The sequence below is a fragment of the Microcoleus sp. w2-18bC1 genome, from assembly GCF_036700365.1.
Taxonomy (GTDB): Bacteria; Cyanobacteriota; Cyanobacteriia; order Cyanobacteriales; family Microcoleaceae; genus Microcoleus.
In genome coordinates this window covers 1-26,275 of record NZ_JAUBOS010000061.1, presented here as the reverse complement: position 1 = coordinate 26,275, position 26,275 = coordinate 1, and the positions used below count along the sequence as shown (strand labels likewise).

Genomic DNA, 26,275 nt, shown 5'->3' with positions numbered 1-26,275 from the left:
TTGAAGACTTTTTGAAGCTATGAAAGCTATGGGTAGTGTCAGATTTCGGGGAACCTGCGATCGTACCGCTACAGCTAGCCAGCAAGTTAGCACGAAGGCTAGCATTAACCGCCACGTCGCCAATGGGGAGCGTGTTTCTTGAAACCAGGTGTGACATAATATTGGTAAGAGCCGCCCTTTATTGCGGTGTGATTCCTAACTTTGTTTGAAAAACCCGCCAAGATTTTTGTTGGCAAAGTTAGGGTGTATAAAAAATCGTAAAAAGCGCTGGAAAGCTTACGCTGCCAGCGCTTCTTCGTTGTGTCCGTGTGAATTAGTTTCGTTTTCTCTGTTTCCTGCTAGCAACTGACAATGTTTTTCGGCGTGCTTAATGTACAGTTTTAAGGCTTCATTGACGAAGCCAGAGCGAGACAGGGAAAAATATTCGGCATAGGTATCGCAGTTGGCGACAACTTCTGGTTGCAGCCAAACTGCAACTTGTACTTTGTTTTCCGAATAGAGCATACGGTTTGCCTCAATAATCGATCAGCAAGTAAATAGATTTTAGCACCTGAAAGTCAGTTGCGATCGAACCGTATATTTGGGCAGCAAAACAGGTGCAAACCTTACTGGCTCGATCGTCCAGATCCCCAAAAGAACTTTTAAGAGTTCTTGCATAAACAGTTTGGACTGTGAAGAGAGGACGAACAAATATCAGTTATTCGCCAACGTAAAGATGGTTCGGAAATTTGAGTAAAAGTACGGGGCAACCGATGGTTAGCAAGCAATTTTGACTTATTTACCACTTTGCGTAAAGTCGTAAATAAGTCAAAAAAACGGCAGCTTGAACAAATAAAAACAAATAAATTCAAATAAATTCAAGTAAATTCAAGCCGATCGCCCAAACTTCCCCAACTCTCCACACCCGCCGATCGCTCGCACCGCCACAACTCCCCACGGGCGCTCGCCCCAGTCTCTAGCTCGGTTCGGTTGGTGGCAAGCCGGCGCTAAAAATCTGTTCGGCTGTCAACTTCAGTTGTGGGAAAGTTAGCGACTCAATCAGGTCATCTCCCCGAAATTGGCTGATTTGATACTCGCCGTCAACCAACTGGTAAACCGAGAGAGTGGGTTGTTTGGGATTGCCAACGAACCGCCGGCCACCCAAAGCAGCATAGTCAACAACCCAATATTCCGGGATACCAAATTTTTCATAATCGGCAAACTTGAAATGGTAATCATCCTGCCAATTAGTGCTAACGACCTCTACAGCCAGCCGTACAGAAGACCCCATCGTGATGATGGATTCCCTATCCCAGCGCGGTTCGTTTGCGAGAGCCACTTGGTCTAAGACAATTACGTCGGGCTGATAACCTGCCTCATCACGAATGGGTTTAAGCAGACAGTCACCGGGGATAAAGTAAGGCAATTTCAGTCGCCTGATTTCTGCACTGATTTCATCCCTGGTAAAACCTGTAACACGGGAATGGGGGCCAGTTCCTAAAGGCATTTCGACAATTACTCCTTTGTGTAGCTCGTAGCGGCGGACTGAGTTCTCTGGATACCAGGCCGCGAACTCGTCAAATGTGACTGTCTTGGTTTGGGTTTGGATCATGGTTGCCTGTTTCCTTTGCTAGACATTTGCTAGACATTTGCTAGATAGTTGCTAAATAGTTGCTAAATAGTTGCTAGACATCAACTAGCACCTTTACTGGCCTTACCCCGCTTGGCTTTCGCTGCTGTCGCTGGCTTGGGTGCTGTGGGCTCCGGTTCTGTTGGCTGCGGTTCGGATGTGCGATCGGGAGTTTATACCAAGCTTTGTTAAGAAGCCGATCGCCCGCACCGCCCCAACTTCTCCACGCTCGATCGGCAGCCGCTTCAGTTTTGCCCGCCGCCGTTGCCCCGATTGCGGAGTTGGTTGTTGAGGTACTGCCAGATGTCGCGAATTTCTGTCTGAATGATTCGCATTTGCTCTCGCCATTCGTTGTTCTGCTGGGAAATCAGCCTCAGCGCTTCTTGATGGCTCCCGATTGCTGAAACCAGACCGTCAAAACGTTGAGCTAGTCGGTCAACGCGATCGGTGAGTTGGTCAATGCGATCAGTCAGTCGATCTATGGCTGTCGCATTGGCAAGAGTTTGAACTTCCAACCGCCCGATCGCCTCGGAGTTGGCAAAAGTCTGAGCTTCCAGCCTGGTCAGAGCCTCGGTGTTTGCCTGCTGCTGCACTGCGGTGGCTGCAAGGATTGCTTCTATTCGGTCTAATCGATCGGAACTGTTCATTTACTTCTGCGTAATAGAGGTCAAGGAATGGCGATCGGCATGGTTTGGGTTGAATTGTGACGTTTCCTTTGCTAGACATCTGCTAAATATTCGCTAGACATTAACTAGCACTTTTACTTGCCTTGCCCCGCTTGGCTGTTCCTGCTGTTGCAGTCGGTTTTACTGTTGTAGACGCGACGGGTACTGGCTGCGAGTCTTGGGCGTTGCGTTCTCTTCGTTCCTCCAGCGCCTTTTTGACAAAAACCAGAACTAATTGAGGGATGGTGCGATATTCAGAATCCGCCCATTCTTTTAATTCTGCATATTCGTCATCGTCAAAGCTGATGGTAGTTCGTGGCCTTTTAGTGGTCATTGCTTTGTGGTGTCTACATATTCACCATTATCCGCAAAAGTCTCCTAATACAAAGATTTATCATTATTTACATCACCGTTGACAAGTGATGTAATGTGAGACTAAGATAGCACACATAGCGAATCGATTCCAAATCGATTCTGAATTGATTCTCCCAAAGCAGGCGAAACTATGGAACTTAACAACCAGGCTGTGATTGACGTAGAGGTTACAGAAATCGATTCCTCTCTCCCCGAATCGATTGAACGTTGGCATTCAGCCGCACAAGTGCAGCGCATCCTTGATTTGAATAAGTCTGGGTTGCAGAAGGCGATCGCCAAACTACAAGATATCTACGGCATTGAGCTTAAAGCCTTACGGCGTGGGGGTGCGCGGGCCACTCAATACTCTGAGCTTGCCCTGAAAGCTTGCAAATTGCTGAATGCAGGGAAGCTTAGCGAATTGCGGAAATTAGTAGAAACCGCCCCCGCCGCATCTTCTCCCTCGATCGCCGGAGCCTTGACAATCTCCGAATATATCCCAGTGCTCGATCGCCGGATCACCCAATTGAATCAGAATGCAGATTCTGCTTCGGCATCCTTGAATCAAAATGTGCAGCAGCTTCTAGCTCAAATTGCTTCCGAAAATCAGGCAGCCCAACAGCGCGATTCAGACTTGGACACTGCTGAAATCAACGCCGCTCAAAACCGTGGGGCTGCACGTGCTCTGGCCGTTTTTCAGGCTGAACAGAAGGCACAAGCTGAAGTTCTGGCACAACTGCGGGCAATGAAGCTGGGAGCCGAATCATGAGTTTTTACAAGATTCAGGTCAAACGCGAGTACAACGCACCGCGAGTGTTTAATGTTGTCGCCAGCAAATCTCAGGATGCTGTCTTAGTAGCAGCCCAAAGCCTGAGAGAGGAAGGGATTACAGATGCTAAAGGCATTGAAGTAATTGGTCAAATTAACAGTTTGAGGGATTGAACATGGTACGCATTGTTAACGGTGTTTATTTTGAAGACGGTAAACCCGGCAAACGGGTTATTAACACGAACGGTGGTAACTATGTCGAGAAAATCGAGGGTGATTTTATCGCTGGCACAGTTATCAACCATAAGCCAACACCAACACGCCAGGACTTATCTAAAAATGGCGATGCAATTGACGTGAAATCTGAGGAGGTTTAGGCGATGCTTGATGATGACAAAGACTTCGACAAAAACGTGACACGGCTGATGATTGGCGGTGCGTTATTGACCAATGCTCTTGTCTTTGCAGTTGGCTTTGACACAGGCTATCAATCTGGCGCAAAACGAGTCCCGGAACCGACAATTATTCACGGAAACGTCACGATTAACAACAGCATTAATCTGAATTCAGATAATGCTGGAAGCGTTTCTAAATAGGAGGGATTGAGCAATGACCAAAGTTTTTGAAATTACGCCTGAATCCAATCCAGAAATCTGGGCAATGTTGCAGCCGCCTGTTAGCGATGAGCCAGAGCGTCCGTGCATCAATTGCGATAACCTCGGATTCCCGGAGTGCCAATTTATGGCCGTTGGACTGGATTTGGCAACGGCGATCGAACTTTCGGAAAGCTGGCGGCGCGGGGAGTTGTTGCCCGTTATTGGTCATCCGGCGGGCGATCGAGTATCTGACAAGCTCAACCAAATGACAAATCAAAGCCAGCCGATCGCCCTGAGAAAGTAAATCGGCTGGCCGCGTAAATCATCCCCTAGCTTGCGCTGGGGGAATCATCTAAAGAGATTTTACTATGGATTTTGGACGAGACACTAGCAGCGTAGCAATAAGGAACCCAGCAGCGGGACACAGCCCATACATTGATGAGAAGGCGGGAGATTGGGCTGACACAGAAGCGGACATCCTCTCTTACTTGAGCGATGTTAATAAGTTGGAGGCGATGGCAGATAAAGCTTCCAACGCCGAACAACTCGCTCTAGTTTTAGAGCCATTTTTGGACAACGCTACGACCTATCTGGAGGCGCTGGAAAAAATCAGTGACGGTCAAGTCAGGTGGACAGAAATTAGGAAGAAATTCGGCTCTAAAGTCGGAAATGCCATCGCTAAAATCCGCAAGCTAAATGCGGAATTTGGGGCTGAGATGGAGCAACTAGATGCCAAAGACCGTGCAGCAATGCTCAAGATTGAAACCAAGCGTCAGCACGGACTAGCCGAGATTGCTTCCGAGCTCACAGGCGACTTACAGGCCGAGCTGTGGCGACATGAAAACAAGATGGAAGCCATCGCAAATCGGGGTCAGGTCGCAGAGAAACGTCAGACAATCCAAGAATCACTTCGAGAAAGGCGACAGAAGCTGCTCAGTCGAGCGACAGTCGGCTCTGACAAAGGGATTCAGGAAAAAGTACCAGTTGTCATTGGATCAGCCAGCCTCTCCAACAGCGTTTCGGCAACTGGTACGGCTAGAGGGTTTGGGGGCTGGTTTGCGAACGTAATGAATTTCAACAACCGTTAAGCAAAAGGGGACTTATGCACGAATTTATCGGGGCGAGTCCCCTTTCCTTTTCGGGAGGGGGAATTCAACAGCACCAGCACCAGCAACAGCAATATCAAGCTACAGCACCAGCACCAACAATTGACCAACCGCAGCCGGAAGAAACCAATGCCGAACGCCAATACCGGGATGCTGCTAATTTCTGTGAAGTTATCGCACCCACAGCTATTGGTTCAGCAGTGGTTTTTGCCTTCCATGCCATGCAAGTCGCAGGCGGTTCGGTAGTGGCGATTGGGATTTACCAGGTTTATTTGGCAGCCAAAATTACCGGGCAATCGAAGCATCGCTTGCCTACTGCAATTGTTGGTGTTGGGGTGACGCTTGGCATGATTGCTAGTCTTGCCGAACCGCTATCTGAATTGCAGCAAGTAAGCGAAGCAAAAATACGTCTAGAGACAGGCATTAAAGAAATTCAGACAGTAAAAAAACCGGCTTCTAACAACTTGGATTACTTGCCGTCAATTGCTCTTGTCATCATCGTTTTTTGCTTCATCTTCAGAGCCAAAGGAGTCAGCAAGTAATGCCACCATTAACCGAAAAACACGCTCAACTCTTGAAATCTAATCGTGCGTTACTTCTGACCTTTGAAAGACTCCCAATTGCGGGTAAATTATCGGCGGTTGCTTTGGCGCTTTTACTGGGGATATATGGCGGAATAAACGCAATCCAGGGAACAGCCAGCAATCGGGTGCAACTCTGCATCCGTAACAACAAACAAGCCTTGCAATGCGGGGACAAGGCAGGCAAACCCTACATCATGACCGAGTACCACGCACAACAGTGGAAGGCAAACGGCATCCCCCGTGAAGTGGTTTTCAAGGACACAATCCCTGCAACCAATCCCCATAAAGCGCTGTGGATGGCACTTGCTGCTGGTAGCTTTGGTGTTGCGGGAATGGGTTTAAGAAGCTTGCAAAACTCCGAGCGACAGCTTGCAAACTATGAGGTCATTGCAGAGAAACGCGACCTAGCAAAAGGGCAACTGGCTGCTCGTGCTGAGTTACTGGAAGATTACCGCAATGTGACAATTAGGGAAGTCCAGGTGCAGGGCGATTTGGATGCTACCGCCAACGATTGCGCTGTGGTTCTCAAGCAATGCGAAGTTTTGGGTGAAGCCGATATCAAAATTGCTCAACTGGAGGCTGAGGAAGCCATTTTTGATGCAGAAACTGCGGGATTGTCGGATGAGAAGAAGCAAGAATACATCGCCTTTTTGCGAAACCAAAAAACTCCCTTCCAGTTGACAGGTACTCAAACACTCGACGGTATTAACAACCCTAGCGACAAAGTAGAATCTGATTCAGTATCAATAATTAAGTCAGCCAAAACCCCCGGAGAACAACTCTTAGATGACTTGGCATATTCCGACAAGTCAATGATTCTTGCAGGGTCTACCGGGGCGGGGAAAAGTCACACTCTGAGTGCGTGGTTAGATTCTGTGTACAGCCAAGCACGAAGCAAAGGACAAACTGCATCGGTATGGATTCTTGGACGAAAAAACGACAGTTTCTGCGGGTTGCGGGAAGCGGGAAAACTAACAATTTTTAATTCGATAGACCCGACGAAAGCTTACAAATTAATTGAGAATTTCCACAAGAATTTCTTAGCCAGACTCGAAAACATATCCGAAGATGACCGCAAACATCTACCCCCGTTACGCTTGATTTTAGAGGATTGGTCATCCATCGTTTTGACGCTTCGGAAGGCTTACAAGGCTCTCTGGGCAAAGATTGAATTGATGTTGCTCGACATTATTACAGTCGGTCGAGATTATAATGTTTGCCTTCTAGTCTTAGCTCAGTCGCTAAACCTTGAAGCGCTTGGATTGGTTGGAGATGCAAACTTGCGGGCTAACATGGCAATTGTCGCTCAAGGGCTTCTGGTTAAGACCGCAGACGGCAAAACTAAGGGTGATTATCTGCTGGTTGAGTTGTCGATTAAGAACCAGTACATCGTCTCCGATAACGCTCAAAGGGCAATGCTCTTAGCACAGCTTAACGAGTTAATGGCTGAATCTGAAGCCAAGCAGATTCCAGTTTTCTTTACGACTTTGGGGAATGGAAACGTCGGTTTGTTGCCTCGTATCGAGAAGGCTGTTATCAAGCTTACGCCAGAAGAAAGAGACGAACAACTGGCTTTTGATATCGAGAAATTTAGACAGTATTTAATCCAGTGTGAGGCAGGGATAGCGACTGCTGAAACCCGTCAAAAACCCCAGCTATCTGACTCTGAATACTGGCAGCGAACTTACGATTTAGAGTTTAATTTGGGCGATAAAAAGCCGTCCGATAGTCCGACAGAGGATTCCCCAGAGGAGTCCCCAGAGGAAGTGTCCGACTATGACAACGGACAGCCAGAACCGTTGTCAGACAAGTTGTCCGGCGAAGTGTCCGGCTTCGTGTGGACTGTCCGACGGTTTGGTCAGATGTTCCCTAACCTGGCTCCTGAGCAATTATTTGTGTCCGTGTCCGAGGCTGCTTTATCGGGCGCAAATATCCGCACAATTATCAAGTCAGTTTTAAAGTGTGGTGAAAAAAACGGTCATCCAACACGCAGCTATTCACGCCACGGAAAAAGCCTCTTGAAGTGGCTAATTCAAAATTACGATGATGGAGAGATTGCACAGTTGCCCAAAATTCAAGAGTTCCTACAAAACGAAAGGGGTAATAACAATGCTTAGTAAGTTATTAAGGGTGATTCCCGGCTCTATGCTTGATGCAATTTACGATGCCATTTTTGCTGAGTTAGTCAGGCGCGGTGACATCATCCTCTCTGATGACTTGAACAACAACGACTACAACTAACTAAGGAGAATGACTGATGCCGACTGGAAAGCAATATGACCACCCTTATGAGCATGAAATACCCAAAATTGATGAATTAGCTCTCTGCATTGCCTTCTTACAAGCTGCAAAAATCAGAGCGGAAAAGCATATAAGTAACCCCTTCACAGACCAATCGTGGCTCGAAGAACCCGAACAGCGATTGATGGATTCGGCTAGCACGGCCATTGATGAAGCTGTGGAAAATTTGGCAGCTCTAAGAAATGCTCTGAAGAGGGATAAGGAAGAAGATGAATAACCTCAGCAGTACATACCTAATCTCAGTGCGACCGACTTGGGCTGATGCCTTTTTCCTTGACCGTAACCCAAAGACGATCGAACTCAGGAAAGGCAACTTCGGAGCATCCCTAAAACCGGGTGATAATATTGCAATTTACGCCACGATGCCAGTTGCTGAACTGCTAGGAATTGTCCGGGTTTTGAAGCGTGAGAGACTATCGCTCGATCGACTATGGCGGGCATCGGAGCAAGGGCAACTGGCAAAAGTATCACGCCAACAGTTCGATGCTTACTACTGCAATCAGGAATCAGGAATTGGGGTTTGGGTACAATCAGCCCAACTTTTACCTAAGCCGATCGCACTTTCCCAACTTCGCCAGAACTGGGGCCATCGCTGGCAGCCACCGCAGCAGATTGTCCAGCTATCCCATGAACAGATGGCAGCAGTTGGCATCGCCCACTGAACATCGATCGCTGAACATCGACAACATAAACGAGCGCTACGGTGTCAAGGGTGATTTGACGGCGTGGCGCGGACTAATACTGACTGATGACTAATACCCAATAACCAATAACCAAAATTATGCCCCGCCCCCAACATCTGCCGTCATCAAAACCGATCGAGCATCTCTTCTTCTACAAAATTTTCCTTTGCCTTGTGTACGCCGACCAGACTTGGTATCTCTACAATACGCCGGACGAGGATTTCGGCGGCTGGGTTGGGAATGACGGAGGGAAGGAGAAAGCGAAAAGCGCCGCCGATGAAATGTGCAAAAATCGCGCCGATCGCCAAAAATCCTGAAGCCGTTTATAGTGCTTAGTAATTGGGGGCCCATTCCAATTACCAATTATCAATTACCCTTCTTCATTAAAAAACCCCGGCACCAGGTCGGGGCTTCTTGTTTTGGGATCGATCGGGCCTTTTGGCTACAGCTTATTTTTGCTCTTCTAGGAGCTTAAAATCAGCGCCAAAAAGTATTATTTCCCAGCCAAAACAGGTTTCCCAGTCAATACAACCTGTTCGATAATATCAGCCGCTCGCTTGACTCCGCCCGATCGCCCGATCGCCTCTTGCATTTCGATAGCCCTTTGTTTATAGGACTCTTGGGTGAGGACTTTCCCAATTGCCGATCGCAGTTTAGGAACGCTCAATTCCTTCAAAGAAACCACTTCACCAACACCCGTCCAAGCAATCCGCGCTGCCACTCCTGGTCCGTCATTCATCACTGGAATTGCTACCATTGGGACTCCATTAGTCAAACATTCCAAAGTTGTATTCATCCCCGCGTGAGTAATAGTCAGAGCGGCTTTTTGCAGCAATTCTAATTGCGGTGCATAGCCAACAACTATCGGATTTCCCGGCAAGGGCGGCAAGGATTCGGGAGTCGCACCGCCGCCGAGAGATATTACCAATTGGGCGTCTAATCCTTCACAAGCAGAGGCGATCGTTTGAAAAACTCCCGGCAAGCAATTTAGAATAGTTCCCATAGAGGCATAAATCAATGGTTTGCCAGTTAATTGTTCAAAAGGAAAAGGCACTGGTTGGCGCGTCTCTGGGTTGTGATAAGGGCCGATGAAATGGAAATGTGGGGGTAAATTTTGCCGGGCAAATTCAAATTCAGCCGGCTGCTGACTGAGTTGAGCGAGTTTAGAGTAATGATCGTTTGGGTGGGAATACAGAGGTAATTTCCACTCTTCGCGAGATTGGGCGATCGTCTCTAGAATCGGCTTGGTAAGCAAATTGAGTAACTGATAATTGATTTGGTTGCGTAAGCGCCCTTTCCAAGTTGGACTGTATTGCCCAGGTGTACAAAAAAGAGGAATGTTGGGTTCTTGATTCAGCATCAAGGCGCTGCAAATTGTGATATAAGGAATGTTTAAAAAGTCCGCAATTGTTCCTCCTTCGGCTAAAGCTTGGTCTACGAGTAAAGCTTCTACACCCGCTTTTTTGAGAATTGCTGGAGCTTGTGAGAGGAGAATATCGGAACCTTGGGTGATTAGTTTAATAGTATATCGCAGGGCAGTTAATCCGCTGAGTTTTCCCATTTGGGCAAGACTTTCGGCAATCGCTCCGGCGGGAAATTCATCTTCGCCTAATGGCTGGAATTCTAAGCCACTTGCTAAGGTTGTGGCTTGAGCATCGACGAAATTAAATACGGTGACTCGATGGCCTCGGCGAAGCAGTTCGCTGCCCAAAGGTATCATCGTGTTGAGGTGGCCGGTGGATGCCGGACAGAGAATGCCGAAGTGGGTCATTAGTAAAGGCTCCTTTGAGGTTAAAGTTTTTTTGTTGCAGTGGGATGAGTGGTTTGTTTTGGGCGATCGGGCGATCGACCTTTTAATCTTCTGTTGTTTCCAAAATTTCCCTAAGCTTAGTCATAGTATTTTTGGGTAGCTTGGTGTCCTTGGGTAGGAGCGTCCTAAAGAAATTTACGACCTCGCCTGCCTTGCCCGATAAGTCGATCGCAGAATCTGGATTCTGTTCGGCAGCATCCAGCCGTTGTTGCAGTTCTGCGAGTTGGGCTTCAAACTTCTCCCGTTCTTCTCTAAGGCGGGATTGCAAGAGTGCCACCACCTTGCGCTGGTTGTCGATTGTTGCAGAACTAGATTCTAAAAGTTGGTCGTAATCCTGGTGATTCTCTGTCGGCATCAAGTCTAATTGCTTCTTGAGTTCGGCTTCGACTTGCGCTCGATCGGCTTCGAGTTGCGCTCGATCGGCTTCGAGTTGCGCTCGATCGGCTTCGAGTTGCGATCGCAATTGCCGAATATCCTCTCGCAGATTGTCCGCCACTGCGGTACTAGATTCTAGAAGCTTGGCATAGTCCGCGCGGGCTTCGTCGCGTTCCTCCTTGAGCACCCTGCAATCGCCGCGAACCTCATTCAATTCTTGCTCTACCCAACCTACATCAGCCTGCAATTCAAGCCTGAGCGATTCATCGTTGCCCTCGCTCAGGCACTCAATTTTCCCAGCCGTTCCTCAAAGCTGGCTAACTTCTCTGCTAGCAACTTGTCTAGTAGGGGGGCGATGGTTGATTCTAAATCCCCACCTGTCGGCGCTGTATTAGCGGGTTCCATCCCTGTCGCTGACTCCAGCAAGCCCACGACCCAACTATTGACGCTTAACCCTTTTGTTTCGGCAGTGGTCTTGATAGCTTCTAGCAAGTCCTCCCGTCCGTCCAGTCTCAAGTTGAGTTGAAGCCTTTTATTTGTAGGGGTTTCGGGCTTATTGGTTTTGTTTGTCATAGTCTTGTCTAGTAATAAACTAGCCACAATCTAGCATAATGCTATTTAATTGTCTAGCGCCTGAATCTAGCTTCCTGTCTAGTGCCTTACTAGCTTTTGTGTAGCACTTTACGCTAGCTTCTTGTCTAGCCCCGGAATCTAGCTTTCTGTCTAGTAGCTTTGCTACCAGAACTACTAGACATTAAATGCTATATTTGTATACTAGACATCATGCTAGTATACAAATATAGCGAAACGGAAACGACACAAACCGCTCGCTACATACGCTTCACAATCAGCACCCACAACCAAAGGACGAAGAACAATGACTCTGTTACCCAACAAGTTCGCTCAAATCGCCTCAAAAATCGACGCCACGAATGGCCAAATCGCAACGCTACAAGCCAAGCTCAGCGAGCTCCAAGACTATCAGCAACAGTTGCCTGGCCCCTAGCGAACCCTCCCATCGCTAGCGGTATTTAGTACATAAGCTAGATAAAATACTAGCGTTGACTCATGATAAATACTAGACACAAAAACTAGCTTGATGACTAAATAGACACTAGATACAATGCTAGTAACTATCTAGTACAACCAAAACCACTGCCCGAAAAAACTCTGACCGCCCCAGAACCGATCGCCACACCGACGCTACCGCACCAACTACGGAGAGTGCCTACGGCTAAGCCGATCTCCGCCAAGAAACTAATGCTCTCGTTAGTCTCGGTCAAGCGCATAGTATCTGATTTGCCTACCAGTAACTTCGATCGCAACGAACTAGAAATAGCAGGCGAGTTGAGTTTGGCTCACGGCGGCTTGATAGCTCCCAGGCGTGGCACGGCGAGACAGTAACGGGTACAAGGTTGTCGCCGGTCACTTTCAATATCATGCGGCGGAGTGGGCACATCCACTCAATCCGGGCCCCCGCAAAGCGAGCATATCCCAGCGATCGTGCTTGAATCCGAAAATCAAACAACAGCCGAGCGCACTACTTAAGATGCTAAAGTTCGTCGCAAAGACGCTGCGTGGCCCCATCCGATTTCTAGATGGGGCTATTTAAAATGTTTGAATATGACATAACCCGTCTAATGTATTATTGAAAAATGGCTAAAATGACTCTCGCAGCTTCCAATCCACCGGCTCCCCAGGTCATCGCTCCCGGCACGGACAATGCCGAAATAATTGATTTGTGGACTCACGGCAAGTCTAAAAATACGGCGGATCTCTACCGTCGCGTTGCAACTCTGTTATTAACTACCACTGATAAACCGCTTCAGTGGTTGACTCTCCAAGATTTTCAATATTTCGCTGATACTTTAGAAAAAAACGATTTATCTCCTTCTTCCCGCCGTACCTATATATCTGTTGTCAAAAGTTTACAGTCTTTCGGCCACCGCACCGGGCTGATTCAAGTTAACGCTGCTGCTGCGCTAGTTACACCCAAGCCGAAGGATACTCTTTCGCAGAAAATCCTTTCTGAGCTGGAGGTGTTGACGATGATTGCTCTGGAACCGTGCGAGCGGAACAAGTTGATTCTCAAAACTTTTTACTACGCTGGACTCCGAGCTTCGGAATTGTGCGATTTGAACTGGGAGGATTTGAGTCCGAATGCTGAAAACGGGCAACTCTTGATTTATGGCAAGGGCGAGAAAAGTCGCGTGGTACTACTGCCAAAGAGTTTATATATTGAAATTTTGAACAGCAGGGGAAAGGCGGGAAATTCTGAGCCAATCTTCAGGAGTCGGAAAGCGGCTAACGGTGGCCGCTTGCACAGGATTTCTGTCACGTACTTGGTGAAGGAAGCTGCGAAACGCGCGGGAATTTCTGAGAAGACTAGCGCCCATTGGTTGAGGCATTGTCACGCCAGTCACGCGCTCAACCGGGGGGCACCGATTCACTTACTGTCTCAAACTTTGGGTCATGCGTCGATTGCTACAACTAGCAGGTATCTGCACGCGAAACCCAATGATTCTAGTGGTCTCTATCTGATAAGTTAGCGGGCGATCCGGATGCCATTTAAGTTGAAGGCGTTGAGGAAAAAACAGCCCACAGCAGAGCGATCTAAACTCTCCATATTTATCGTATATACTTCTAATAGTTTCATCTAAAACCCTATGTTTATTCCATTGATTATCGCGTTGTCACAGCCTGTTAATATAGCACAAGCTCAACCTTGCAAGCTCTCGGTAATTGGCGATAAAGAAACCAACAATTGTCCACTTTCAACGGGAATATTCGCTTCAAAGGAATGGACAATTAAGCTTTCTTATTGGGAACCCGGAGCTTATGTTTTTAAAGGAATAAATCGAGTTAACGGCAAAAAAATTGACGCTTCAGGAGCTGAAGTAAGAGGAACAGTAGATCGACCACAATATCCATTCAGTGAGGAAAACTCAGAGACTTTGTACCTTGTCACGTTCCAAAGGGGCGACCGAAACACGATTCGACTCGAAATTTTTGTAGATACTGTTCCCGTTTACAACCAGTTGCTACATAAGACATCTTCAAACGATCCATTTTTTGGACGATAGAGTCAGTATTTTAACCCTGTTTTATGGAAACAGAACCCCTATTTGCAGGGTAAGCTCATCTAATTTGGTATAAATTGTACTTGACAAAAATACGACTATAGAGGATGGGGGATTTAGGTATTAGCGATTCTATAATGTCTTAAAAGCTAAGTCGCCATGCGGTGGGTAAAACTCAATGAATCAAGGATTCGCGCCAGTTTTCGGAACGCCTAAATCAAAGCAACCACAAAACCCGCCCCAACCTATTTCCCTGCAAGAGTTACAAGGGAGCTTGTCAAGTTATTTTGACGACGTACCCGACCCTGCAAGTGAACCGAACCAAACGCCACCTACTTAAAGACATTCTCGTCATTGCCATATTATCTACAATAGCTGGAGGTGATGGATGGGAAGACATGGAAAATTATGGAATCAGTAAGCAGCAATGGTTGCAAAAATTTTTAGACTTACCCAATGGCATCCCGAGCGATGATACCTTCCGACGAGTTTTTGAAAAGCTAGACCCGAAAGTTTTAGAACAGAAGTTGAGTCAATGGGTTAAACAATTAATTGGGCCAGTTTGCCAACAAGTTATCCCAATTGATGGCAAAAGCCTCCGAGGTTCTTATGACCGAAAAAACGGCGTAAATAATTTACATTTAGTGACAGCGTGGGCCAGCGAAAATCGGTTGGTAAGTAGGTCGGTGAGAAAAAACAAAACTATGTTAAGATACATAAATAAAACTCTAGCTCTAGTGGGGTAACTAATATATGGGCGCTCGATTAAGAGTATTTCTGACTCAAAAGCAAGACGAAACCCTATTAAATCTGAGAACTGGGAAAGTACCACAAAAAGTCAAAGATCGAGCAGAAGTAATCAGGTTAAATGCACATGGCTGGTATGTGGAGAAAATAGCTGCTCACTTTGGCTGGGCTTCACAAACGGTGAGAGTAGTTTTACATAAATGGGAAAAGTTTGGTATAGAAAGCCTTTGGGAAAAGCCAGGTCGAGGCGGAAAATCGAAGTGGAAAGAAGAGGATATAGAGTTTTTGGAAGAATGCCTTAAAAAAGAACCACGTACATATAACAGTTTTCAATTAGCTGATAAATTAGAAAAAGAGCGCTCTATTAAATTAAGTCCCGACCGATTAAGACGGGTACTAAAAAAAAGGGGATTATTTGGAAAAGAGCTAGTCCAAGTCATAAAGGAAAACAAGATCCCAAAGAACGAGAAATAAAGCAATCAGACCTAGATATGCTGGAATTAGCAGCGGCTGCGGGAGAAATCGACTTAAAGTATTTAGATGAATCAGGATTTTGTGCGTGGAGTAAACCGAGTTATACCTATTATCAAAAAGGTGAGCAAAAACGGATAGAACAGACTAAAAATCGAGGTCGTAGATTAAGTATTGTTGGGCTTTTTGAACCTTTAAGTAGTTTTGTCTATGGTTTAGTCATTGGAGGTGTAGATCGAAAAGCTTATATCCAGATGATGGAGCAAGAAGCCGAAGCTGCTGCTGAGATGAAACGGCTCCGAATCATCGTACAAGACAACGGGCCAATACACAAATGTCAGGAGGTTAAACAGTTATGGTCAAAGTGGGAAGAGCAGGGTTTATATATCTTTTTCTTGCCCAAATATTGTTCCGAAATGAACCCAATTGAATTAGAGTGGCAACACATTAAAGAAGATGAATTAGCCGGGCAAATGTTTGACGATGAATTAGAACTCGCCTACGCCGTAATTGAGGGAGTAGAAGTTAGAGGCAAAAGAGGAAACTACAGTACACAACGTATTAAATTTAAGTCCCGTCACCCTACTTAATGTTTTGTTACATACTTTTAATTTTCCCCGCCGACCTACTTACTTGGACAAGTTAAAGTGGAAAACCATTCCAATGAAATCACAGCTATCCCAGCCCTATTGGAATTAATCGATGTCACCGGAGCGATTATTACGATGGATGCGATGGGGACTCAAACCGATATTATTCGGCTGATTCGTCAGAAAAAAGCCCATTACGTTGTCACTCTAAAAAGTAATCATCCAACGCTTTACAATAAGCGTCAAGACCTGGTTTGAAACAGCCAGAGCCCACCAATTTGGTGGAATTGAAGTTAGTGAGGATTGTCGAACGGAAACAGCACACCATCGGATAGAGAAGATAAGAGTTTGGGCGGTTCCAGTTGCCGCATTAGGAGGGCTTCACAAACAAGAGCAATGGACAGATATTCAGACTATTGTTATAGTAGAACGTTACCGTTATCTGTGGAACAAAACCACTCATGAACTCCAGTTTTACCTAAGTTCTTTACCCGTAGATGCTAAAGCGGAATGGTCGAGCTATTCGCCAACATTGGAGTATTGAAAATCAAGAACATTGGGTTTTAGATGTCACTTTCAATGAAGATCGATGTCGCATTCGGTCGTTGAATAGCCCTCGGAACTTGGCTGTGATCAGACGGATGTCCCTGAATGCTGTCAATCAAGAAAACACTCTCAAGCGTAGCTTGCGACAGAAAAGGAAACGGGCTGCAATGAATGATGAATACATGATGCTTCTTCTCAAATCCTTTTGTCAAGACTGATTGAGATGCTCTTACCCTGTGTATGTGAGCAAAAGAGAGGGTTTTTATGTTTCATCTAAAGTATCCAACACAGCAAAGTGAACCGCCGCTTTCTCCCAGGGAAACGCTGCCCACGATTTCTGGCTATTGAGGATATGACAATTCCGATATTTGTTTATTATTGAGCGCAGAATTGTAAAGCCTAACTTCATCAATAAAGCCTTGAAAGGCATTCCAGGAAGGATGATTTCCAATTGCAATCGGACGTTCTGAAGCTTGAAGCGTACCGCTAGTTGCTACTGAGTCTGCCAGTTGACCGTTGATGTAAATCAAAAGATTTTGACCGTTAAAAACACCGACGACATGAGTCCAAACACCTGTGGTAGCTGCTGCTGAAACCTTGACTGGAGTTTTCCACGTTCCACCAGGAAACGCTACTGTAAAAACGAACTTCCCATCTTCAATCAACAGCATATACGAGTCCTTTGCATACCACTTGTTTACAATAGTTTGTAATCCAGAAATTCGTAAAGGTTTGACCCAAGCTGCAACGGTCATCTGATTTGTAAAATTGAACCCAGATTGAGAGGGAATTTCAATCAAGTCATCAACACCATCAAAGTATCCTGAATATCCAAAACGTCCGTTTGCACAAGTAACGCCCCAAATGCTCGTTCCCTGTACTAAATTACCTAATTCATTGGGAAGCAGCGGTTTCCCCACACCTTGACATAAGTCGAAATTCCAGTAGGCCACTAGAGAAGATTTTACCTGATTAACACCCGTTAGTTTGGTATCCTCAGTAACCTGTTTACGACTGGCAATTTTTTCAGCTTTTTGACTGCTGAAACCGCTCAAATTCGTGCCAATGACAGCGAAAACACCAAGGATAGCTAACCCTACTACAGGAACAGCTATCCTGGGTTTCATGGAACGACCTAGAGTTTCTAACCAAGTGGCATTACCGACAACATCAATCGGCCTCAGTGCTGCCAAAGCAACAGGCGCATCGGCATAGCGATTTTTCAGATTGGGTTCCACCATTTTGGTCAGCCACTCAACAAAGCGCGGCTTCAGTTTGGGAACTAATTTCTTGAACTCAAACCGATAGTTGTCATCAATTAACTTGCCAACATCAACAGAACGAGTACCAGTCAATAAACAAATCAGCGTTGCCCCTAAACTATATAAATCTGACGCTTCCGTCAAAGAACGACCAAACTGTTCTTCTGGCGGCATAAAACCCACCGTTCCCGCTGCGACGCTGCTAAGCGCCATTTCCCCACCCCGAGTGCGGGCCAAACCAAAATCAATTAGATAGGCATTTAATTGCTTGTCCACCAAAATATTATCTGGTTTAATATCTCGATGAATAACCGGAGGAGTCCGCTTTTGCAAGTAAACCAAAATTTCTAATACCGACACAGCAATTTGCTGAATTTCTTCAGGAGTAAAGCTGCGTCGTTCCGCTAAAGATGGCGCATTTTTATATTCCTGCACCAGACAAAAGCCCGATGAAGTTTCAAACGAATTCAGATAGCGGGGAATCCGGGGATGATTTAATTGTTGCAGCAGTTCAATTTCCCGTTGATAAGCTTTATAACCCGACCAGTCAGCACCCGCTATAGCAAAACGGAATTCTTTAGTTACTACCTGTCTCTCCTTGTTAAGGTCAGTTGCCAGGTAGATAATGCGCCCTGCTTCCCGGTTGCGTCCCAATTCTCGGATAATTTGATACCCGTGGCTGGTAAAGTCTGGATGGTTGCTCATAGGTTTGTCCCGGCGTCGAGTTTATGCAGCGTTCGGCGTAGCCCCCTACGGATAAAGTCTGTGCGTAAGTCCTAATTGAAATGGTGAGTCTACTCGGCGGTGTCAGTTTTTGTCCCGTTTCTGTCCCGTCGAAGTAGCGAACCCGAAGGGTCGGCATGGGGCATCGGCACGACCTTAAATGTACGCAGAGGAACTTATGGTAAGACTACCAAGCGTAGCACAAGTTCCTCTGTCAAGCGTAAAGAATCCCCACGCCTTCAGGCTAGGGAGTATGTCAAAAATAAGTTTTGTAAAAAAACTGCCCTACACTTACGCAGTCGTAGGTTGGGCACAGGCCGAGAAGAGCAATCTTCTTGCAGTCTAGGGGAGGTTGTAGGTCAGCCACCATTTGGGTCTTCCCAGTTGAAAGCCACCCTGCAACATGAGCCTGGAATCTGCAACCGCAGCCGAGTGCGGCAGATCGGTTGGGAGTGTCAATCGATTTTAGATTTTAGATTTTAGATTGAAGGGCGTTGCTTAATCAGGGTATGAATCAACTTTTTGCTTGATGTTACAAAACTCACCCGACTTGGCTTATAGCAATTCCGAAATCTTCCATTCATACCTGTATTCCGCAACGCCCAAAAAAGCTGTACCAAAAAATCTATGCTCTAATTGGTACAGTTTAATTTTCAACTCTTTAAGTTTTTGAGATACAAAAAGAGTAGTTCCCAGAATGCTTATCCAGTAAAACTTTCAGCCTTAGCGTAAGTTTCTGTACGACTGCTCATTTGCCCCCTAATACCAAATTCATCTCAACTCACAAAGGTAAATGCATCACTATCGAGACTCAAACCAGAAACTCCTTGCACAATACCAATCAGTTCATTTTGGTCTGTAGTTTGATAAAATATCCCGATACCTGTTGGCAAACCTACAGGAGATGCACCCAGAATATAATTACTCTTTGTGCCATGTAACTGAATCGAATCTTTCCCTTCTTTAAAATCAGTAATCAGAGCATAGTCACTCAAACCTAGGTCGGCATCATTGCCGTCATTGTAGTAAAATTGGGTGGTATCTCCGAGGATGAATTTATCCCGCTCTCTGCCACCTGTTAGGATATCAATTTCACTAAATCCAGCATTGACAGAATTTGGCTCGACGCCAGTTAGGATATCTTTACCTTTGCCACCAATTAGGGTATCGTTACCTTTGCCGCCAATTAGGGTATCTTCTCCTTTACCGCCACTGAGGTTATCGTTACCTTCGCCACCATCTAAACTATCGTTATTTTTACCTCCATCAAGGTTATCATTTCCTTGCCCGCCAATTAGGATATCTTTTCCTTTACCACCGAACAGAATATCATTGCCTTCACCAGCATCCAAATAATCGTTGCCTTTACCAGCATCCAAATAATCGTTGCCTTTACCAGCATCCAAATAATCGTTGCCTTTACCACCATCCAAATAATCGTCGCCTTCGTTGCCAATTAGGGTATCGTTGCCTTGACCGCCTGTGAGGGTATCGTTGTTATTTCCACCTGTGAGGGTGTCGTTATTTGGGCTGCCTTGGCTGTTAACTGGTGTGGTAAAAGTATCGTTATCTGCGATAGTTAATGTAGCGGTATTGTTGATACCAATAGTAGCACCGTTGCTGGGGTTGTTTAAGCTAAGTTGGAGGGTTTCGTTACTTTCAACTTCGGTATCGTCAATGATGGGAATTTCTACATTTTTGCTGGTTTCTCCATCGGCAAAACTAACTGTAATGGAAGTATTGTTGTAATCGGCGGGAGAGGTTGCGGTGTCGTCGGTTAGGGTAATTGTGGTGTTGACTATTCCATCACTGCCCTTGGCCCGATCGATCTTTACGGGCGCGATCGCACTACCATCTTCTTTAATGCTAAACTCTGGGTTACTAAAAGTTAAGATACCTGGATTGAGGCTATTGACTGCATTGGTGGGAGTTTCGGTATCTGGGGTATTGGGTGCGGATTCGATCGACTCAGGGCTACTGTTGGTAGGTACAGGATTTTCTGTATTTGTAGAAATGTCACTATCTAAAGTATTAAAGACAGGGGTGGTTTGGATGGGAGTTTGGTTGTTAAAAGTGATGGTGGCTTGGGCATCAATACGAGTGCCAGTTGAGGGGTTGGCTTTAGGTTGGATGCTGTAGCCGACAAAACCCTGTCCTGCCCCGTTTTCGTCGTCGGGAGGTAAGAAGCCCTGAGTTGCATTGTCAGCGGGGTTGTCTGTGGTGGGATCGATCGCGGTAAATGTCCAGGTGACAATCCCTGTAGCAGTGTCTAATTCAGCCTCAACATCAACAAATACGCCTCTGGTAGTAAGGAGATCGAGTCTTTCGCTGTAATTTTGTACGCCAAGGGGAACGTTAATAGTAATATCCCCAAAACCAAAGTCATTTAAGGTGAAGGTATCGAGGTTGAGATCGGAATCGAGTTGTTGGGTAATGGTAACTTTGGCAATGGGTGTGCTTTCCTGGGGGTTTTCGTTGGTGAAGCGGATGGTATTGAGAATGATGGCGTTTGCTGTTAACAAATATTCGTTTCCAACACCTTCGGGGTTGATTAGGGTGTTGACTGCGTTGACAGTTTCTAGTCGTTGCTGACTGATAGCCCCTTCAATAAATTCCGGATCTCCATCAGTTATAACAATATCTAGAATGACATCTTCCAGCAGATCTGGATCTGTAATTCCTGCCTTTCGGGCTATTTCTTCGGCTGCGGCGCGTTGTTGGGGGGTGAGGGTAGCTAAGGTGACGATCTTGTTGGGAAATGTGAGATCTGTAAAGGTACTGGTATCTTGTCCTGATCTCGTTTCCGGTTGATTCGGAATTATGTTTGATGCCCGCAAATTAGTGGCATTGGACATATCATACCCAGCCAACCGTAATTGAGATGAAGGGTAGTCAAAGAGGGAAGTTGCTTGGGTAATTCGCCAACTATTGGCATATTCGCCGTAGAGTTGTTGATTGGATATAGTGCCGCCGATAACTGTACCGTCGCGGAGGGCAAAGTCATCGTTTTTGTTGCCGTTATCGTTGCCTAAAAGGCCGACAACTTTACCTTGACGGTTATCAGCTAAACCGACATTAATATTTAGGAAACTACCTCGATCGTCAATAATAATTAAGTCATTATTAGCGGTAGTGATACTGTATTGTTTGCCGGAACGGGTAATGAGGTTTTTCCCGACTGCGTAGAGTTGGCCATCAGGAATGTTTGCATCCTTCCCGTTAATAAGGATAGATAGGGTTTTTCCAGCGTAAAAGGCGATACGTTGTCCATCATTTTCAATGGCAATGGCGGTGTTAATAGAAGCACTTTTACTATTGTTCCAAGGTTGTTGTCGGGTTTGGATTTCAAAGTTGTCAGTGGTAGATTTGACAAGGGTGAATTCTCCTACGCTTTGGAAATCGTAGCGTAATCCGTCGAGGGTTGTTAGGTGGGGGTCGTTATGAGTTTTGCCGAAAAAACTGTTAAGTTTTTTCTTAACTACTGTAAATGATGTCTTAAATCTTGTGGTATCGTAAAAATCATCAGGAGAATTACCAAAAATCTCATAAGGAGCTAAATCAAATATAGTGTGAGGTATCCCCCATCCCCAACTAGCATCAAAAAAGTTATAGGTTCCCCCGTTTAACGAGTCTGTCACAAGTCTGCCATCAGGTGTAAATACAGCTTCACTGCTTCCAAACCACCACTTATCTGGCTTCACCCATTTTGTATTGTTTTCATTTCCTACACCCTGTTGATGAAATGCTGAATCCTCTTTTTTCTGAAGAATCCAGCCCTCATCTGTTAGATTTGGATATAAAGATGATGGAGTATTATTAAACACATTTCTTCCATAATGTAACCTCCTCGCTTCTACAAATAACGTCCTCGCTGCTACAAAAAATGGTGTTTCTCCTGATGGATCGTTATATTGTGTAGGGTTATTAAATACATACCGATAAAAATTAGTATCTCCAGCATTGATTCCGATCGGATCGACTGCCGTAAACCTTCCCAAACCACTATCATAAAACCTCGATCGCATGAAATCGAGTCCATTCCCCTCATCCATGACTCCCCATTGCCCAACATATTCAAAGGGATTAGCAACACCTTCAACTTTGGTTAAATCTTCCCCAAACGGTAAATAACTATAACGGTTAACATAACTCCCATCATTCGCTGTTAACCCTACCGTAGAACCCAAAGCATCTGCATCATAATAATTACTACTGCTACCATTTACCCGACTGACTAAACCAATGCCATGAGTATAGTTAGCAACTAAGGTACTACCCTTATATTCCCCAACAATGTTCCCTAAACCAGTCGGATCGAGTAAATATTCCGTTCGTTGACCATTGAAAACTGTAGCAACACGATTTCCTAAACCATCATATTCATATTCCCAAGTATCTGGAGTAGTGACTACTTTAGTGAGGCGATTTTCGGCATTATAGGTATAGGTTGAAGTTTTTTCGCCTTCAGTTTTGCTAATTAAATTCCCATCTTTATCGTAGGTATAGACAGCATTACCCACCTTGGTATATTCATTCAGATTATTGCTGGTGTAATTCGTGTTAGTCCCGTTATCCGTTACCCTGGTGCGATTTCCGGCGGCATCATATTGATATTTAATCGTGCGATTAGTAGGCGTAACTACAGAAGTTAATTGTCCCGTTGCATCATAACCATATTGAAAAGTCCCTTCTAAAGTGGTCATGCTAGTACGCCGACCTAAGTTATCGTAGGCATACTCAAACTTAGAGTTAACCGTATTATCCGCCTGATAATTGATTAACCCAGTTAACTGACTCTGTAAATCGTATTCATAGCTGGTATAAGTCCCGTTGCCGTTGGTTTCTTTAATCAGACGACCTGCACTATCGTAGTCATAGCCGATAATCTTTTCTTCAGTGGCATTAGTTAAAGTCTTTAAGCTGCCGGCGGGATCGTAACTATAGTTAACCGTATAACCATCTTCAGAGACAAGTTTAGTACGCTGACCATCGGCATTGTAGGTATAGCTGAGAGAACGCCCCGTAGGATATTTGATATTAGTAAGCTGGTTAGCAGCATCATACTGCATCGTAATGGTTCCCGTCCCATCAGTGACAGTGGTAAGATTTCCGTTAGTGTCGTAGCTATAACTAACTTTAGAATCATCCGCGGATTGTTTTTCAGTTAGCAGTCCGTCTTTATCGTAGGTATATTGAATCGTATTACCCCGACGGTCGATCGCACTGGTAATATTCCCCAACGCATCTACGCTAAATTGTTGGTTACTGCCATCAGGGTATGCGAATTTAGTGGGATTGCCTTTAGGATCGTAGGTATAATTAACGCCATTCCCTTTGGGATCTGTAAAACCTGTTAGTCGATCGAAGGTGGCATCGTAGGTAAATTTAACATCTTGACTGAGTAAATTCGTCTGTTTGGTTAAATTACCTGACTTATCGTAACCGTAAGCTGTTTTTCCTCCATTCGGCAGGGTTGCACCAATCAAATTCCCATCCGCATCATAACGAAATAGCAGATTTTGATTATTAACTCCCCGAATTTGGCCTGGATTACTCCTGTCATCTAGTAAAAGCGTTTGGGATGCTCCCGTACTATCGGTAACAGTAACACCGCCTACGCTATCATAACTATAGGTCAAGCTTTGGCTTTGTTCGTTACTAAATTCTTCCGTCAGACGACCTCGATCGTCGTATTCAAAACTACGCTGATAATCTAAATCTGAACTAACAGACAATAAAGAATGTTTTTTCGCTGCTATATCACCCGTATCATAACTATAAGTAGTTGTGCCTTCGGGACTTTTCACCGATAACAGATGTTCCCCACTGGTATCATAACTGTAGGTAGTAAGTTGTCCTGTAGAATCGGTAATCTCACTAATACGCTTTCGATCGTTGTAAGCAAGTGTTAAACTATCTCCATTAGTGTGAACTAACTTAGCCAGGAGATCGTTGGTATATTGCAGAGTAATCCGATTACCGTTAGTATCCTCAACATAATTGAGTTTGCCATCACTACCAAACAAAGAAACAATTCCGTTAGCTTCTGTTAAGCGATACTCACTATTGGCGATCGTTAAAGTTGCACCACCATCTTCAGTCAATGTGCCATCTGTTTGCTTCTCAAAAAATCGCTGTAAATCCCCTACACTGCGAATAACAACATTGCCATTACTCTCAGTTGTAGCGCGTAAATCCCACTGACTAGACCAACCTCGTCCTAACGTTCCTAAATTGTAGCGTTCAGCAATAGATTGGGAGAAAGTGCGATTAAACGTTAAAGATAATCCCGGTGCAGCATCAACCACATCTGTTGCGCTAATTAAACCCACATTAGTGAGGGTATTAGCAGCTTGCTTCCATTCAAAGGCATATAATCGGCTTAAATTATTCGTCGTTTGTCCTAATTGACTTAAATAATTGGCATCTTCCGCCATGACAGCTTGAAACTGTCCGTAGGTTTGCCCGACTGCTGCTGTAAAGTTACTCCAGATGGCATCCCAAGCACCAGAATCAATAAAAGGATAATCTGCACGAGATTCTGCTTTAATCGCCGCCCAATCAATGACTTCATTGGGATTAACTTGTTCGACTGCAAAGTTAATTAAGCCATTGCTCTTGGGAGTATAGTTAAAGGAAATTTGATGACTTTTACCAGGGGCTAAAATCCCTGCTGCGCCCTTATCGCTGCCACCAAACCCTAAATTCAGCAGTTGGCTGAGGCTTGTACTGGTGGTATTTTCTTGAGCTACACTACCTTGAAGGGAAGTAACCCCGGCATTGGTTGCAGATAATCGAAATAAAGGGGCTGTGACATCCGTTTGTCCGACATTTGTATAAGTTAGATTCACCACTCCCGGCGCTGGATAGCTCAACTTAGTCTGAATATTCCCCAACGCACCATCCGTTACTGTAAAAGCAGCCTTAGAAGTAGCAGTATTTGCCTCATTTGCAACCTTGATATCGTATTTTCCAGTGTCTAACCCCTGCAAATCAAAAGTTGCCCAAGCTTCTTTGTCATTCACCCAATAAACTTTACTAGCAGCTTTTGTGGTACCATTGGGAGCAATTAAGCTCATTCGATCCGTTGGTGAAAACTTCTCACCCGCAATCGCGATCGTAGTTTCACCCTTATTGCTACCAGAAACCCCTTGAGGGAATCTGATTATGGGGGTAATATCATTATCGAGAATAGTCAGCGTTGCGGTATTTTGTCGACCAATTGTTGCTCCTCCAGTGGGAGTAGTTAGGGTCAGTTTGACGGTTTCATCTTTTTCTGCGATCGCATCATTGACAATGGGAATAATGACTGTCTTACTGGTTTCGCCATCCGCAAAATTAACGGTAATGGGTTCATTATTGTAGTCATCTGGTGCTTTAGCGGTGCCATCTTTCAAATTAATCGTGGCACTGACAGCCCCATCACTTCCCCCGCTACGAGTTACTGTTACAGCAGCAACGGCAATTCTGTCTTCATTAAGACTGAATTGAGAATAACTAAAGGCTATATTTCCTGCATTCTGTTCACCCGTTGGCGTGGGAGTTACTGGCGTTGGCGTGGGAGTTACTGGCGTTGGCGTGGGAGTTGCTGGCGTTGGTGTTGGCGTGACTGGGGTTGGTGTGGGAGTTGCTGGCGTGGGCGTGGGAGTTACTGGCGTGGGCGTGTTGAGCAGGATCGAGGCGGTGTCGCTGAGGTTATTCGCCACAGCTAAGTCAGGTTTCCCGTCGCCGTTGAAGTCGCCGATGCTGACGGAGATGGGGCGATTGCCAGTAGGGAAGTCAACATTGGTGGCAAAGGTGGGGGTGTTGGCGTTGGTGGGGGTGGTGTTGAGCAGGAGGGAGGTGGTGTTGCTGCTGTAGTTCGCCACAGCTAAGTCAGGTTTCCCGTCGCCGTTGATGTCGCCGATGCTGACGGAGGCGGGGCGATTGCCAGTAGGGAAGTCAACTTTGGTGGCAAAGGTGGGGGTGGTGGCGTTGGTGGGGGTGGTGTTGAGCAGGATGGAGG

General features: G+C 45.6%; 28 protein-coding genes and 1 pseudogene. 20 read left to right on the top strand and 9 right to left on the bottom strand.

Annotated features, from left to right (window positions below; translation table 11 throughout):
- The first annotated feature begins 19 nt into the window (after positions 1-19).
- On the top strand, positions 20-142 hold the full coding sequence (locus tag QT979_RS23220) for a hypothetical protein (protein WP_333147899.1): 123 nt from the start codon (positions 20-22) through the stop codon (positions 140-142).
- A 134-nt stretch (positions 143-276) separates the two neighbouring features.
- Here the strand turns inward: QT979_RS23220 and QT979_RS23215 are convergent, their stop codons facing one another.
- The 4 genes from QT979_RS23215 to QT979_RS23200 all read right to left on the bottom strand — a co-directional run bounded on the left by QT979_RS23215 (position 277) and on the right by QT979_RS23200 (position 2,608).
- Entirely contained in the window at positions 277-504 is a 228-nt protein-coding gene (locus QT979_RS23215; protein WP_333311818.1) for a hypothetical protein, read from the bottom strand.
- A gap of 451 nt (positions 505-955) precedes the next feature.
- Positions 956-1,591, bottom strand: a complete 636-nt coding sequence (locus tag QT979_RS23210; RefSeq protein WP_333311817.1) for a Uma2 family endonuclease — start codon at positions 1,589-1,591, stop codon at positions 956-958.
- A gap of 263 nt (positions 1,592-1,854) precedes the next feature.
- Complete coding sequence (locus QT979_RS23205) at positions 1,855-2,256, bottom strand: hypothetical protein (protein WP_333311816.1); 402 nt, start codon at positions 2,254-2,256, stop codon at positions 1,855-1,857.
- 100 nt (positions 2,257-2,356) lie between these two features.
- Positions 2,357-2,608, bottom strand: a complete 252-nt coding sequence (locus tag QT979_RS23200; RefSeq protein WP_333311815.1) for a ribbon-helix-helix domain-containing protein — start codon at positions 2,606-2,608, stop codon at positions 2,357-2,359.
- A 171-nt stretch (positions 2,609-2,779) separates the two neighbouring features.
- On the opposite strand from QT979_RS23200, the gene QT979_RS23195 reads away from it, so the two are divergent.
- The 12 genes from QT979_RS23195 (at position 2,780) to QT979_RS23140 (ending at position 8,983) form a co-directional block, all read left to right on the top strand.
- Complete coding sequence (locus tag QT979_RS23195; RefSeq protein WP_333311814.1) at positions 2,780-3,397, top strand: hypothetical protein; 618 nt, start codon at positions 2,780-2,782, stop codon at positions 3,395-3,397.
- The gene (locus QT979_RS23190; RefSeq protein ID WP_333311813.1) at positions 3,394-3,570 is read left to right on the top strand and encodes a hypothetical protein; all 177 of its coding nucleotides are present in this window, start codon (positions 3,394-3,396) and stop codon (positions 3,568-3,570) included. The genes QT979_RS23195 and QT979_RS23190 overlap by 4 nt, the downstream gene beginning before the upstream one ends.
- 2 nt (positions 3,571-3,572) lie before the next feature.
- The gene (locus QT979_RS23185) at positions 3,573-3,773 is read left to right on the top strand and encodes a hypothetical protein (protein WP_333311812.1); all 201 of its coding nucleotides are present in this window, start codon (positions 3,573-3,575) and stop codon (positions 3,771-3,773) included.
- Positions 3,774-3,776: 3 nt separating this feature from the next.
- On the top strand, positions 3,777-3,992 hold the full coding sequence (locus QT979_RS23180; protein WP_333311811.1) for a hypothetical protein: 216 nt from the start codon (positions 3,777-3,779) through the stop codon (positions 3,990-3,992).
- 13 nt (positions 3,993-4,005) lie between these two features.
- Positions 4,006-4,296, top strand: a complete 291-nt coding sequence (locus QT979_RS23175) for a hypothetical protein (RefSeq protein WP_333311810.1) — start codon at positions 4,006-4,008, stop codon at positions 4,294-4,296.
- Positions 4,297-4,360: 64 nt separating this feature from the next.
- Positions 4,361-5,080 (top strand): hypothetical protein, encoded by a 720-nt coding sequence (locus QT979_RS23170; RefSeq protein WP_333311809.1) that lies wholly within the window; start codon positions 4,361-4,363, stop codon positions 5,078-5,080.
- 14 nt (positions 5,081-5,094) lie between these two features.
- The gene (locus QT979_RS23165; RefSeq protein ID WP_333311808.1) at positions 5,095-5,640 is read left to right on the top strand and encodes a hypothetical protein; all 546 of its coding nucleotides are present in this window, start codon (positions 5,095-5,097) and stop codon (positions 5,638-5,640) included.
- Entirely contained in the window at positions 5,640-7,799 is a 2,160-nt protein-coding gene (locus tag QT979_RS23160) for a hypothetical protein (RefSeq protein ID WP_333311807.1), read from the top strand. Before QT979_RS23165 ends, QT979_RS23160 begins: the two co-directional genes overlap by 1 nt.
- A complete protein-coding gene (locus QT979_RS23155) occupies positions 7,792-7,923 on the top strand; it encodes a hypothetical protein (RefSeq protein WP_015179853.1) in 132 nt (43 codons plus the stop codon). Before QT979_RS23160 ends, QT979_RS23155 begins: the two co-directional genes overlap by 8 nt.
- Before the next feature lie 16 nt (positions 7,924-7,939).
- Complete coding sequence (locus tag QT979_RS23150; RefSeq protein ID WP_015179852.1) at positions 7,940-8,200, top strand: hypothetical protein; 261 nt, start codon at positions 7,940-7,942, stop codon at positions 8,198-8,200.
- Positions 8,193-8,645, top strand: a complete 453-nt coding sequence (locus QT979_RS23145; RefSeq protein WP_333311806.1) for a hypothetical protein — start codon at positions 8,193-8,195, stop codon at positions 8,643-8,645. Before QT979_RS23150 ends, QT979_RS23145 begins: the two co-directional genes overlap by 8 nt.
- Before the next feature lie 119 nt (positions 8,646-8,764).
- Complete coding sequence (locus QT979_RS23140; protein WP_333311805.1) at positions 8,765-8,983, top strand: hypothetical protein; 219 nt, start codon at positions 8,765-8,767, stop codon at positions 8,981-8,983.
- 176 nt (positions 8,984-9,159) lie between these two features.
- Here QT979_RS23140 and QT979_RS23135 read toward each other — a convergent pair whose 3' ends face one another.
- From QT979_RS23135 to QT979_RS23125, 3 genes are all read right to left on the bottom strand, one after another.
- Positions 9,160-10,437: a glycosyltransferase gene (locus tag QT979_RS23135; RefSeq protein WP_333311804.1), complete on the bottom strand. Its 1,278-nt coding sequence runs from the start codon at positions 10,435-10,437 to the stop codon at positions 9,160-9,162.
- A gap of 82 nt (positions 10,438-10,519) precedes the next feature.
- Positions 10,520-11,098: a hypothetical protein gene (locus QT979_RS23130; RefSeq protein WP_333311803.1), complete on the bottom strand. Its 579-nt coding sequence runs from the start codon at positions 11,096-11,098 to the stop codon at positions 10,520-10,522.
- A gap of 32 nt (positions 11,099-11,130) precedes the next feature.
- Positions 11,131-11,424, bottom strand: a complete 294-nt coding sequence (locus QT979_RS23125; protein ID WP_333311802.1) for a hypothetical protein — start codon at positions 11,422-11,424, stop codon at positions 11,131-11,133.
- A gap of 304 nt (positions 11,425-11,728) precedes the next feature.
- On the opposite strand from QT979_RS23125, the gene QT979_RS23120 reads away from it, so the two are divergent.
- The 7 genes and pseudogenes from QT979_RS23120 to QT979_RS23090 form a co-directional block, all read left to right on the top strand.
- Positions 11,729-11,857, top strand: a complete 129-nt coding sequence (locus tag QT979_RS23120; protein WP_333311801.1) for a hypothetical protein — start codon at positions 11,729-11,731, stop codon at positions 11,855-11,857.
- Between the two features lie 254 nt (positions 11,858-12,111).
- Entirely contained in the window at positions 12,112-12,255 is a 144-nt protein-coding gene (locus QT979_RS23115; protein WP_333311800.1) for a hypothetical protein, read from the top strand.
- A gap of 251 nt (positions 12,256-12,506) precedes the next feature.
- Positions 12,507-13,400: a tyrosine-type recombinase/integrase gene (locus QT979_RS23110; RefSeq protein ID WP_445304807.1), complete on the top strand. Its 894-nt coding sequence runs from the start codon at positions 12,507-12,509 to the stop codon at positions 13,398-13,400.
- Between the two features lie 117 nt (positions 13,401-13,517).
- Entirely contained in the window at positions 13,518-13,934 is a 417-nt protein-coding gene (locus QT979_RS23105; RefSeq protein ID WP_333311799.1) for a hypothetical protein, read from the top strand.
- A gap of 308 nt (positions 13,935-14,242) precedes the next feature.
- Positions 14,243-14,677, top strand: coding sequence for an ISAs1 family transposase (locus tag QT979_RS23100; protein WP_333311798.1), 435 nt, complete (start codon positions 14,243-14,245; stop codon positions 14,675-14,677).
- 7 nt (positions 14,678-14,684) lie between these two features.
- Positions 14,685-15,739, top strand: a protein-coding gene (locus tag QT979_RS23095; RefSeq protein ID WP_333311797.1) for an IS630 family transposase whose coding sequence is annotated in 2 segments (ribosomal slippage) — positions 14,685-15,077 and positions 15,080-15,739 — 1,053 coding nt in all. Because the reading frame shifts where the segments join, the coding sequence is not laid out codon by codon here.
- A gap of 24 nt (positions 15,740-15,763) precedes the next feature.
- Positions 15,764-16,503 (top strand): annotated as a pseudogene (locus QT979_RS23090) (ISAs1 family transposase); the annotation flags it as partial.
- 123 nt (positions 16,504-16,626) lie between these two features.
- Here the strand turns inward: QT979_RS23090 and QT979_RS23085 are convergent.
- Together QT979_RS23085 and QT979_RS23080 are read right to left on the bottom strand one after the other, a co-directional pair.
- A complete protein-coding gene (locus QT979_RS23085; RefSeq protein WP_333311796.1) occupies positions 16,627-18,252 on the bottom strand; it encodes a protein kinase domain-containing protein in 1,626 nt (541 codons plus the stop codon).
- 794 nt (positions 18,253-19,046) lie between these two features.
- Positions 19,047-26,275: Calx-beta domain-containing protein (locus tag QT979_RS23080; RefSeq protein WP_333311795.1), on the bottom strand; the 7,229-nt coding region annotated here is incomplete at its 5' end.